At 63.1% G+C, this 10,900-nt stretch carries 11 protein-coding genes and 1 tRNA gene; 4 read left to right on the top strand and 8 right to left on the bottom strand.

The window, feature by feature from the left end:
* Nucleotides 1–448 precede the first annotated feature (448 nt).
* Nucleotides 449–1,237 (top strand): GntR family transcriptional regulator, encoded by a 789-nt coding sequence (locus MC381_RS03605; protein WP_251976351.1) that lies wholly within the window; start codon nucleotides 449–451, stop codon nucleotides 1,235–1,237.
* A gap of 30 nt (nucleotides 1,238–1,267) precedes the next feature.
* On the opposite strand, the gene MC381_RS03600 is transcribed toward MC381_RS03605, so the two are convergent.
* Both MC381_RS03600 and MC381_RS03595 read right to left on the bottom strand, forming a co-directional pair.
* Nucleotides 1,268–1,801 (bottom strand): gamma carbonic anhydrase family protein, encoded by a 534-nt coding sequence (locus MC381_RS03600; RefSeq protein WP_251976350.1) that lies wholly within the window; start codon nucleotides 1,799–1,801, stop codon nucleotides 1,268–1,270.
* Between the two features lie 98 nt (nucleotides 1,802–1,899).
* Nucleotides 1,900–3,240, bottom strand: coding sequence for a sodium-dependent transporter (locus MC381_RS03595; RefSeq protein ID WP_251976349.1), 1,341 nt, complete (start codon nucleotides 3,238–3,240; stop codon nucleotides 1,900–1,902).
* A gap of 166 nt (nucleotides 3,241–3,406) precedes the next feature.
* On the opposite strand from MC381_RS03595, the gene prlC reads away from it, so the two are divergent.
* On the top strand, nucleotides 3,407–5,458 hold the full coding sequence (gene prlC, locus MC381_RS03590; protein ID WP_251976348.1) for an oligopeptidase A: 2,052 nt from the start codon (nucleotides 3,407–3,409) through the stop codon (nucleotides 5,456–5,458).
* Nucleotides 5,459–5,538: 80 nt separating this feature from the next.
* The gene (locus MC381_RS03585) at nucleotides 5,539–5,802 is read left to right on the top strand and encodes a YheV family putative zinc ribbon protein (RefSeq protein ID WP_251976347.1); all 264 of its coding nucleotides are present in this window, start codon (nucleotides 5,539–5,541) and stop codon (nucleotides 5,800–5,802) included.
* Between the two features lie 78 nt (nucleotides 5,803–5,880).
* Here MC381_RS03585 and MC381_RS03580 read toward each other — a convergent pair whose 3' ends face one another.
* From MC381_RS03580 to MC381_RS03565, 4 genes are all read right to left on the bottom strand, one after another.
* On the bottom strand, nucleotides 5,881–6,552 hold the full coding sequence (locus MC381_RS03580) for a metal-dependent hydrolase (protein WP_251976346.1): 672 nt from the start codon (nucleotides 6,550–6,552) through the stop codon (nucleotides 5,881–5,883).
* Between the two features lie 187 nt (nucleotides 6,553–6,739).
* The gene (gene sodC, locus MC381_RS03575; RefSeq protein ID WP_251976345.1) at nucleotides 6,740–7,273 is read right to left on the bottom strand and encodes a superoxide dismutase [Cu-Zn] SodC; all 534 of its coding nucleotides are present in this window, start codon (nucleotides 7,271–7,273) and stop codon (nucleotides 6,740–6,742) included.
* 78 nt (nucleotides 7,274–7,351) lie between these two features.
* Complete coding sequence (gene metF, locus MC381_RS03570; RefSeq protein ID WP_251976344.1) at nucleotides 7,352–8,188, bottom strand: methylenetetrahydrofolate reductase [NAD(P)H]; 837 nt, start codon at nucleotides 8,186–8,188, stop codon at nucleotides 7,352–7,354.
* Nucleotides 8,189–8,420: 232 nt separating this feature from the next.
* Nucleotides 8,421–9,425 carry a cation diffusion facilitator family transporter gene (locus MC381_RS03565; protein ID WP_251976343.1) on the bottom strand — a complete coding sequence of 335 codons (1,005 nt, stop codon included), beginning with the start codon at nucleotides 9,423–9,425 and terminating at the stop codon, nucleotides 8,421–8,423.
* 183 nt (nucleotides 9,426–9,608) lie between these two features.
* Between MC381_RS03565 and MC381_RS03560 the strand changes: the two genes are divergently transcribed.
* A complete protein-coding gene (locus tag MC381_RS03560) occupies nucleotides 9,609–10,154 on the top strand; it encodes a ferritin-like domain-containing protein (protein ID WP_251976342.1) in 546 nt (181 codons plus the stop codon).
* Nucleotides 10,155–10,208: 54 nt separating this feature from the next.
* Here the strand turns inward: MC381_RS03560 and MC381_RS03555 are convergent, their stop codons facing one another.
* Both MC381_RS03555 and MC381_RS03550 read right to left on the bottom strand, forming a co-directional pair.
* Entirely contained in the window at nucleotides 10,209–10,379 is a 171-nt protein-coding gene (locus MC381_RS03555; RefSeq protein WP_251976341.1) for a hypothetical protein, read from the bottom strand.
* 425 nt (nucleotides 10,380–10,804) lie between these two features.
* A tRNA-Sec gene (locus MC381_RS03550) sits at nucleotides 10,805–10,900 on the bottom strand.

The following is a 10,900-nucleotide window of genomic DNA, read 5'->3' as shown; positions in this document are numbered from 1 at the left end:
AGTGATTTATTCAATAAAATCAAACGCTTGGCTTTCTTCTTCACTGCCGTCGAAACCCTGTCTCGTCGTCAGCGGATGCGTACTTTACGGACCCAACGCCGTGTTGGCAAGGCCTGTTTGCCAAAAAGTTGCCGGGCGAAATCGGCGGGGGCTTACGGCTACCCTCTAGCCTGCGCCATGCGGGGCTTCGCCCTCTTGTCCTACTTGCGACTTCCCTCTCGGCACTTCCCTACATTCCCCGCTCCAACTTGATCTCCTTCCTTAAGCGGCCCCCGTCGGCACCGCGACACACTGAACAGACGACCGCGACATCAGTAACTGAGGTGGCATGATTCGACACAGACTTTAGACCAACCTACCGCTGCCAGGCGCGCCAGCCGCTGGTCAGGCCCTTATACCGCCGACATAATCGGTCGAACCGGTCCACCGCCTCCGGGAGGGCGCGTGCATGTACACATCCGTGAAGCCCCGTCGCCTGGCCGACACCATTACCGAACGGCTGGAGGGGATGATTCTCGAGGGAAGTCTCAAGCCGGGACATCGACTGCCGGCCGAGCGCGAACTGGCCGAACGCTTCGGCGTTTCCCGCCCCTCGCTACGCGAGGCGATTCAGCAGCTGACGGCGCGCGGACTGCTGACGAGCCGACAGGGCGGCGGCACCTACGTCAGCGAGCGACTCGAGGAGACCTACACCGACCCCATGCTCGAGATGCTGTCGCGACATGACGAGTTTCATCTGGATGTGCTGGAGTTTCGCGACGCCATGGAAGGCATTACCGCCTATCACGCGGCGATGCGCGCCACACCGGCGGACAAGGAGCTGCTGCAGCGACGCTTCGAGGCACTCGATGCCAGCTATAGCGATCCCGAGCAGCAGAGCGATCCCCTGCGCGAAGCGAAAGCGGACGCCGCCTTTCATCTCGCGATTGCCGAGACCGCTCACAACGTGCTCATGCTGCACACGATCCGCGGCCTGTTCCATCTCTTGGAGAAGAGCATTGTCGCCAACCTGGCCCACCTGTTCGAACGAGATCAGGCGCGGGCCACCCTGATGGATCAGCACCGCGCCCTGCTCGAGGCGATTCTGGAGGGTCGGGCGGAGGACGCGCGCCGCTGCGCGCATGCGCATCTGCACTACGTCAAGGTCGGCCTGGTGGAGATGCAGCGAACCGAGTCTCGCGTCCAGCGCGCCGAACGTCGCTCACTACTGCTGGGTGATCCTCAGGGCCGGCGTTGACGCGACGCCAGGCGACCAACGCCGTTAGCCTCATGTACCCGCCAGGTGCTGATCCTTCAGCTTGACGTAGTTGCTGGCCGAGTAGTGAAAGAATGTCCGCTCTTCCGCTTTGAGCTCACGCAACGGCTTTGCCGGACTGCCGGCATAGACATAACCACTGGCCAGTGTCTTGCCTGGTGGCACGAGCGCCCCGGCGGCAATGATCACTTCATCCTCGACGACCGCCCCATCGAGCACGATAGCCCCCATGCCGACCAGCACCCGGTTGCCGACGGTACAGCCGTGCAGCGTTGCCTGGTGACCGATGGTCACTTCCTCGCCGATCGTCAACGGGAAGCCTCCCGGGTTGTAGTCGCTGGCATGCGTGCAGTGCAGTACGCAGCCATCCTGGACACTGGTCCGCGCCCCGATACGAATGCGGTGGACATCGCCACGGATCGCCGCCATCGGCCAGACGGAACAGTCATCCCCCAGTGCCACATCGCCCAGCACCACACTCGAGTCGTCGACGAAGACGCGCTCACCCAGACTCGGGGTCACGCCTTGAAAAGGTCGTATCGTCATCTTGATGCCTCCTCTATGAATACTCGGTCGACTCTAGGAACACTCGCTTGACTCTAGAAACACTCATACGACGGTTTGCTCTGCCAGATACCGTCGCGTTACAGCAGGCCGGAAACCAACACGATCACGGCCATCGGTATCGAGATATAGCGCACCAGCCAGCGCCACAGCCGGAACAGCGGCAGCGAGATACCCAAGGCCTGCCGCGCCAGGGGCTGCGGCATGCGCCAGACGGCAAAGATGGCGATCAGCAGACCGCCGACCGGCAGGAACAGGTCGGGCGGCACCGTCGAGACCAGCGCGAAGAAATTCATCTCGCCGATCCAGTGGACATCGGCAAGCGTCGAGAATGACAGCACCGACAGCAGACCGACACCCCACACCAAGGCGCCGACCAGAATCGCCGCCGTCCCGCGGCGCAGACCGGCATCCACCAACATCGAGACCATCGGCTCGGCCAGGTTGATCGAAGACGTCCAGGTCGCCACCAGCAGCAACACGAAGAAGGCTGCCAGCCACAGCTGTCCGCCCGGCAATTCGCTGAAGGCCACCGGTAGTGTCACGAACATCAGCCCCGGCCCCTCGCCGGGGTCGAGCCCGTGAGAGAACACCACCGAGAAGATCGCGATGCCGGAGAGCAACGCCACTGCGATATCCAGCAGCGCGACCGAGAACACCGCCCGCGGCAGGCTCTGCTCCTCCGGCATGTAGGCACCGTAGGCCATCAGTGCGCAGGCACCGACGGCCAGCGTGAAGAAGGCATGGCCCATGGCATTGAGCACCACACTCCAGGTGATCGCCGCGGGATTCGGCGTGAACAGCCAGCGCATCGCGTCGCCGAACCCAGTGGTGGTGAACGCATAGCCGCCCAGCACCAGCAGAATCAGGTAAAGCAGCGGCATCATCACATTGTTGAGCTTCTCGATGCCGTTGGCGATCCCGGCGGCCACCACTGACATGGTCAGCAGCATGAACAGCGTGTGGTTGAAGATCATGCGCGGTGGATCCGCCAGGAAGGCATCGAACGCCGTGCCGATCTCCGCCGGCGTTCGATCGACAAAACCGCCACTGAGCGACTCGACCAGATACTCGATCGACCAGCCGGAGACCACGGAATAGAAGGACAGGATGAAAAACACGGTGATGGCCCCGAACAGCCCCAGCCAGCGCCATGCCGGGCTGACTTCCGCCTCGCCGGCGAGATACGCCAGCGCCTGCATGGGTCCTCGACGACCGGCACGGCCGACCATGATCTCCGCCATCATCATCGGCAGGCCCAGCAGCAGCACAAAGACGATGTAGAGCAACAGGAATGCCGAACCGCCGTTTTCTCCCGTCATGTAGGGGAAACGCCAGATATTGCCCAGCCCGACGGCGGCGCCGGTCACCGCCAGAATAAAGGCCCGACGGGACTGCCAGCGCTCCAGGGTTTCGCTCATCGTCTTCGGATCTCCTTCTCCGAGGTTGCCAGCCAGGTCACGACGCCCGCACCGGTTTGCGACGAGCCTATCAGGGCGCTGTGCGCCGGCCAACGCGGCGGCGCATTGAAAGCACCGGCGTGCCCCCCCATGTAGAATGGCATTGATCCATCCCTTCGAGGTGACCATGTCGAACAATCCGTTGCTAGCGCATCACACCCTGCCGCCCTTCGAGGCCATTCGCCCAGAGCACGTGGTTCCGGCCATCGAGCAGATCATCGCCGACAATCGGCAGGCCACCGACGCGCTGGCACAGCAGCAGACGGTTACCTGGGAGACGCTCGCCGCACCGCTCGAAGAGCTCGACGACCGTCTCTCCCAAGCCTGGTCCCCCGTGTCGCATCTCAATTCGACGATGAACAACGAGGCGCTGCGCGAAGCCTATCAACAGTGTCTCGGCATGCTTTCCGAATACAGCACCTGGGTAGGCCAGAACACCGCACTGTTCGAGGCATTCGAGCGCCTGCGTCACAGCGACGACTTCGCCAGCCTCGATGAGGGCCAGCGCAAGGCGGTCGACAACACCCTGCGCAACTTCCGCCTGGCCGGTGTCGACCTGCCCGACGACAAGAAACGCCGCTACGGCGAGATCCAGGCGCGCCTATCGGAGCTCGGTAACACTTTCTCCAACCAGTTGCTCGACGCCACTCAGGCGTGGCACAAGTCGCTCGACGACGATACCCAGTTGACCGGCCTGCCCGAGAGCGCCAGGGAAACGCTCAAGGCGAATGCCGACGCCAAGAACGAATCCGGCTATCGCCTCACCCTCGACGTCCCCAGTTTCCTGCCCGTGATGACCTTTGCCGAGGATCGCGAGCTACGCCGCGAAGTGTATACCGCGTATGTCACCCGCGCCTCCGACCAGGGCCCCACGGCCGGCGAGAACGATAACGCGCCCGTCATCGAAGAGACGCTCAAGCTGCGCCACGAGCTCGCCCAGCTGCTCGGCTTCGACACCTACGCCGACTACTCGCTTGCCACCAAGATGGCCGACTCGCCGAACCAGGTCCTCGGTTTTCTCGAAGATCTCGCGACGCGTGCTCACCCTCAGGCGCAGCAGGAGTTCAACGAGCTGGAAGCGTTTGCCCGCGAGAGCCTCGGCATGAGCGATCTACAGCCGTGGGATATCGGCTTCGTCAGCGAGAAGCTGCGTCAGGCACGCTATGACATTTCGCAGGAGCAGTTGCGCCCCTACTTCCCGGCTACCCGCGCGGTCGAAGGTCTGTTCAAGGTCACCCGCAAGCTCTACGGCGTCACCATGGCGGAGAACCCGGAAGCGCCGCGCTACCACGCCGACGTGCGCTACTTCGACGTCCTCGACGGCGATAAGCCGATCGCCGGCTTCTATCTCGACCTTTACGCTCGCGAAGGCAAGCGCGGCGGTGCCTGGATGGATGTCTGCCGCACCCGCCGCGAGCGCGAGAACGGCGAGCTACAGCTGCCGGTGGCCTATCTGACCTGCAACTTCACGCCGCCGGTCGGGGGCAAGCCGGCACTGCTGACCCACGACGAGGTGCTGACGCTGTTCCACGAGTTCGGCCACGGTCTGCATCATATGCTGACGCGCCAGACCGTCGCCGACGTGTCCGGTATCAGTGGCGTGGCCTGGGACGCCGTCGAGCTGCCTAGCCAGTTCATGGAAAACTTCTGCTGGGAACGCGACGGTCTGGATCTGATCGCGGGCCACGTCGATACCGGCGAGAAGCTCCCCGACGATCTCCTCGACAAGCTGCAGGCCGCGCGCAATTTCCAGTCCGCCATGCAGATGGTCCGCCAGCTCGAATTCTCGCTGTTCGACTTCCGCCTGCATCACGAACTCGAGGCACCGAGTGCCGCCGACGTGCAGGCGCTGCTCGATGACGTGCGCGCCAAGGTCTCGGTCGTCCCGACCGTGCCCTTCAACCGCTTCCAGAACGGCTTCGCGCATATCTTCGCCGGCGGCTACGCGGCAGGCTACTACAGCTACAAGTGGGCCGAGGTGCTGTCCGCCGACGCCTACAGCGCCTTCGAGGAAGCGGGCATCTTTGACCCGGAAACGGGGCAACGTTTCCGCGAGGAGATCCTCGAGCGCGGCGGCTCCCGCGAAGCCGCCGATCTGTTCGCCGCTTTCCGCGGGCGCGAACCCAGCATCGAACCGCTGCTGCGTCACTCCGGCATCGAACCGAAAGACGCCGCCTGACCCCTGCCACCCGATCGGCTCGAGCGGGCCACAAGGCCCGCTCGGCAACTGCAGAGAGATGCCATGATACGAGGCACGACATGACTCATACGCCGAAGCGCTTCATCGCCGGCACCATCTGCCCGCGCTGCGCGGCCATGGACCGCGTGCGTAGCTGGGAGCAGAACGGTATTCGCTACCGCGATTGTGTCAGCTGCGATTTCTTCGAACAGCTACCGATCGATGACGACTCGCCGCAGGAGCTGGCCACTCGGGTCAACCAGCCGCGAGAGCGTCAATCGCCGGCGGCGCAGGAGATCACGCCGGTGCGCATTCTCGATCCGGGTCCGCCCCGCGATTCCTGAGTTCCCCTTGCGCTCCCCTCGCCCACCGTCTCCGCGGTCAGCGCGGCAATCGGGCTGACGCATCTTCAGACGCTCGCCCTAAGGCCAGAGCGACAGCCCCTGCACGAGCAGCTCGCGCAGGGCGTCCAGCGGCGGCAGCCAGCTCAACAGATGAGCGGACGTCAGCAGCAGCATCAATGCACTACCCGGCGCGTTCCAATCGAACGGTTTGAGCGCGGTACCGAACGAGCGCTTCAGCCGTGCCCCGGTCAAATCGACGCTATAAAGCTCATCGAGCGCCAGGTGGATCAGGAAGCCCAGCGTCAGAGACAGCCCATGCAACCAGGCCAGACGCTCGGGCTGCCCCAGCAGCGAGAAGCTGACTGCCGCCGTGCAGAGCCCGCTGATCGCCGCTGCCAGCAGTGAGTGCCAGAGACCGCGATGGACCGTGAAACGGGCGAAGATCGCGCCCGCCAGATAGCGCATGGCGAGATAAATGGCACCGCAGGCCGCGAACAGCATGGCCGGCGTCACGCGCTGCTGCAGCACCAGCACCGCCAGCACCACCGCCACGATGGCGAGAAGATGAAAGATCAGTCGAATGGCATGAGAATGGTCGGCGTCGATATCCGGCAGAATCCCACCGAACGCGACCATCGCCGCTACCGCGAGCGCCTGCCAGCCATTCCACAGCGAGGCATGCCAACCGGCCTGGCCGACCAGCACGCCACCGATTCCCGCCACGCCGAAATGCGTTCGAAAGTTAGCCACCGGCGCACGCGCCCCATTACTGGATAAATGGCCAGATTATGAGGCGTCCGGCAGATAAAAAACAACAGCTTACAGAGAGTATTCCAAGATTCCCGAGGCCCTCACGCAAACGGCCCCGCCACGGCGGGGCCGTCTATCCAATGAACGACCGGTGAAACGAACGACAAGGCCAAGTCGCCGCTCCCCCTCAGTCGCTCTCGATGATCCCGCAGGCCTCGCGAGCACCGCCACCGCCGAGCTTCGGCTCGTCGGAATAGTTGTCACCGCCCGCGTGCACGATCAGCGCATGCCCCGCCAGATCCGCCTCGGTGAGACGAGGTGCGAGCACCGGCGTGCTCACGTAGCCTTCGCTATCGGCCGTCAGCGCCGGCAGATCACCGAGATGGCCATCATCGCGATACGGACCCTGGTGGGTACCGGTCTCTTCAGGGTCGAAATGACCGCCAGCAGCGCCGCCCGGCGTCACGTCGCCATCGCTCTCGCTCGGGTCGCAGCTGGGGTTGGTGTGCAGATGGAAGCCGTGAAGCCCGGCCTCGAGTCCGGCGAGATCCGGCGTCAGCAGCAGGCCATGGTCGGTGTCTTCCGCGCTCACCGTGCCCAAGCTATCGCCGGTGCCATCCGAACTCAGCGCCTGCATCTCGACCGTCGTCTCGGCTGCGGCGGTACCCACCAGCGCCAGCAAGAGCCCAGCCCCGACGCCGATCAATCCTGTGCGTTGCATGATCTTCTCCTTGCCGTGAGTGACGCTATTCAACGTCGTTACCTCAACGTAGTCACCGCCAGCGAAGGATGCGAACGCTCAGCGCAGATTATCGAGTATGCGCAGCGCCGGCGCCGACTGGTTGAGCGTATAGAAATGCAGCCCGGGGGCACCGCCCTCCAGCAGTCGCTGGCAGAGACGCGAGATCACCTCGGTGCCAAAGGCCTGGATGCTCTCGCTGTCGTCGCCGTAGGCTTCCAACTGCTTGCGGATCCAGCGCGGAATATCCGCGCCGCAGGCGTCCGAAAAACGCGCCAGCTTGGTGTAGTTGGAAATCGGCATGATACCGGGAATGACTGGTGTCTCGATGCCCATCGCGCGGATTCGCTCGACGAAGTAAAAATAGGCGTCCGCCGTAAAAAAATACTGGGTGATCGCGATATCCGCGCCCGCGCGTGCCTTGCGTGCGAAGTTCTCGAGGTCACGCTCCAGGCTCGGCGCCTGCGGATGCGCTTCCGGATAGGCGGCCACCGCGATCTTGAAGTGATCGCCGGTCTCCTCACGGATGAACTCGACCAGCTCATTGGCGTAGCGCAGCTCGCCGGCACCGCCCATCCCCGAGGGAAGATCCCCGCGCAGGGCCACCAGGCTATCGACTCCATCCTCGCGATAGCGCTGCAGCAGTTCGCGCAGCACGCTCTTGTCACTACCTACGCAGGAAAGATGGGGGGCCGTTCTCACGCCGCTACGACGTACCGCTTTCACGGTGTCGAAGGTCCGCGCCTGGGTGGAGCCGCCGGCGCCGTAGGTCACGGAGAAGAAACGCGGATCCCGCGCCGCCAGCGCATCACGGACCCCATCGAGCTTCTCCCGGCCGGCCTCGGTGTTGGGCGGGAAGAATTCGAAACTGATGCCGAGGGGCGGTTGCGTGCTCATACGTGGACTCTCTTGTTGGTGGCTCGCGACAGGCTCGTTGCCGGCCGACCGCCGCGCAGCGGCGGCGATCCTGCGTCCGCCCGACATCCCGGGAACGACTGCCGGTGATGAATTGACGACGTCTGAACGGGAATTCTGCCGATTCCTCTTGTCTGCGGCCAATGAAACTTTCCGCCTCCACCATGAATGCCAGTCATGGGCTCGTCTTGTACTCGACGATTCCCCCGGCTGATCAAGGGTGAAGCGTCATACCATGATGACAATCGCCCCCAGTCAGGCAGGCGCGCGTCTCGACCTGCAGCGTGGCATGCTGGATATGAAAGCGTGACTTGAGCAGCGCATAGGCGCGTTCGATCACCATGTCGTGCAGATCCGCGCGCTCGATCACCAGATGCACGCTGAGCAGTGGCTCCTGCGGCGTCAGCCCCCACAAGTGCATGTCATGCAGGTCACTTACGCCCTCGACCTCGAGCAGGGCCTCGCGAAGGCGGGCGCTGTCGATACCGTCGGGCGTCCCCTCGAGCAAGGTATGCGTGGAGCGCCGCAGGATCTTCCAGGCGGCCCGCAGGATCAGCGCGGCAGCCAGCATCGACAGTAGCGGGTCGATCGGTGTCCAGCCGGTCAGCAGGATCACCACGGAAGCGACGATCGCCGCCACCGATCCGAGCAGATCGCCCATGACGTGCAGCAGTGCGCCACGCAGATTGAGGTTCTCCTGGTCGCCACCGTGCAGAATCTTGAACACGATGATGTTGATCACCAGGCCCAGCACGGCAATCACCATCATCGGCCCCGCCAGCACCGTCACCGGCTGCATGAAACGCTGGATCGCCGCCACGAAGATCCAGACCGCGATCGCCAGCAGCGTCAGGCCATTGACGAAAGCAGCCAGGACCTGAAAACGCTGATAGCCGAAGGTTCTCAGCTTGTCCGGCGCCTTATCGCCCATGATGAAAGCGAACAGTGCGAGCCCGAGTGAAAAACTGTCACTGAACATATGACCGGCATCGGCAAGCAGCGCCAGCGAACCCGACACCAGCCCACCGACGATTTCGGCAACCATGAAACCGGCCGTCAGCAGCATGGCCAACTTCACCCGCCGCGCACTATCCGCTGTCACCGTCGGGACATGGTCGTGGTCGTGGTCGTGGTCGTGGTCGTGGTCGTGGTCGTGATCATGGCCGTGCTGGTGGCCATGGTGGTCAGCGCCGTGTGCCGCGTGATCGTGGGACGGCATACCTGTCTCCCGCCTGAAAGTCTGCCTGCATGGTAGCCCACACCCTCGGCGCTATTGTATTACACCGGCTCGGCGTCACGGCTGGGGAAAAATCCGCGGATCGACTACGTTGAGAAGCGTTGGGTATACGCTGCCTTTATGGCGTGCGGGCACCGCACGCCGATCCATCAGGGAGGAGATCGCATGAGCGAACAGACGTTTCTGACCGATATCCAGACGATTCGCGAACGGGCCCGCCGACATATCGAGAATGGTGCCGTCACGGAGGGCTACGCCGCCGATCGCGAAGCCGTAATCCAGATTCTCAACGAGGCGCTCGCGACCGAAATCGTCTGCGTGCTGCGCTACAAGCGCCACTACTACATGGCCGATGGCCTCAGTTCGAGCATTGCCAAGGACGAGTTTCTGGAACACGCCCAGGAAGAGCAGCAGCACGCCGACCAGCTGGCCGAACGCATCACCCAATTGGGCGGTGCCCCGAACTTCTCGCCGGAAGGACTGCTCAGCCGCTCGCACTCGGAATACAACGAAGGCGAAACCCTCGAGGAGATGATCAAGGAAGATCTGATCGCCGAGCGCATCGCGATCGACAGCTATCGTGAGATCATCACCTACCTGGGCGACAAGGATCCGACCTCGCGGCGTGTCATGGAAGATATTCTGGCGCAGGAGGAAGAGCACGCCGACGATATGGCGGCGCTGCTGGAGGGGCTGCAGCAGAAATCATGACGGGCGAAGCCACCGTGAACGGGGGGCGGCCGTACAAGACGAAGTGTCGTGCGCCTAGCGACCACTATCATCGTCGTCGGCGTCTCGCGACCGCCTGCCGGGGTGCTGGCGCCACAGGTCCCAGGCGATACCGACGGCGATACCGGCACCGATACCCCATCCCCATTCCTGCGTGGTCGTCCAGACGACCAGCGCGACCACGATGCCAATTAAAGAGCCTTGCATGCTGTTCTCGCGAAGGGTTGAGACTCGGCATCGAGCCGTGTCGATCAGGATCGCGAAGTGCGGTGGGAGAGGGCCGATCAAAACGGAACGATCGACCGGAGAGATCAATCGAGAGAGCTCACCCCCGCGGTCCTTCGCGGCTGTTGCCTCTTGGCTAAGTGAGCATGTTCAGAGTGGACCTCTGAGCGCACTTATCCAAGGGACTTCTCGTAATCCATGCATCACTTTTGCTAATGACAAAACTTAAGTGATCTTAATCAGCCAGTTATAACCATCTGACGGATCAATAAAAATGGAATTTCTTTTTGGCGCCGCCATTTGACATCGAAACGCCCGAGAATCTACGAGCCATGCCGTGACAGGAGACGCCGAAAACGCCCCTCGACATCACCGTAGCGGCTGCCACCCGGTAGTCGTCCTCGTCATGGCGGAAGAGAGTGGGAGTCGAACCCACCAGGGACCGCTGGCAGCCCCTACAGGAGTTGAAGTCCTGGCGCCCCACCGGGGAACGATTCTCTTCC

This window comes from Salinicola avicenniae, assembly GCF_023736115.1.
Lineage (GTDB): Bacteria > Pseudomonadota > Gammaproteobacteria > Pseudomonadales > Halomonadaceae > Salinicola > Salinicola avicenniae.
The sequence above is the reverse complement of the archived record's forward strand: the minus strand, read 5'-3'. Positions and strand labels throughout refer to the sequence as shown.

Coding starts and splice junctions, on each gene's coding strand:
- MC381_RS03605 (WP_251976351.1), top strand. CDS start 449: ATGTACACATCCGTGAAGCCCCGTCGCCTGGCCGACACCATTACCGAA.
- MC381_RS03600 (WP_251976350.1), bottom strand. CDS start 1,801: ATGACGATACGACCTTTTCAAGGCGTGACCCCGAGTCTGGGTGAGCGC.
- MC381_RS03595 (WP_251976349.1), bottom strand. CDS start 3,240: ATGAGCGAAACCCTGGAGCGCTGGCAGTCCCGTCGGGCCTTTATTCTG.
- prlC (WP_251976348.1), top strand. CDS start 3,407: ATGTCGAACAATCCGTTGCTAGCGCATCACACCCTGCCGCCCTTCGAG.
- MC381_RS03585 (WP_251976347.1), top strand. CDS start 5,539: ATGACTCATACGCCGAAGCGCTTCATCGCCGGCACCATCTGCCCGCGC.
- sodC (WP_251976345.1), bottom strand. CDS start 7,273: ATGCAACGCACAGGATTGATCGGCGTCGGGGCTGGGCTCTTGCTGGCG.
- metF (WP_251976344.1), bottom strand. CDS start 8,188: ATGAGCACGCAACCGCCCCTCGGCATCAGTTTCGAATTCTTCCCGCCC.
- MC381_RS03565 (WP_251976343.1), bottom strand. CDS start 9,425: ATGCCGTCCCACGATCACGCGGCACACGGCGCTGACCACCATGGCCAC.
- MC381_RS03560 (WP_251976342.1), top strand. CDS start 9,609: ATGAGCGAACAGACGTTTCTGACCGATATCCAGACGATTCGCGAACGG.
- MC381_RS03555 (WP_251976341.1), bottom strand. CDS start 10,379: ATGCAAGGCTCTTTAATTGGCATCGTGGTCGCGCTGGTCGTCTGGACG.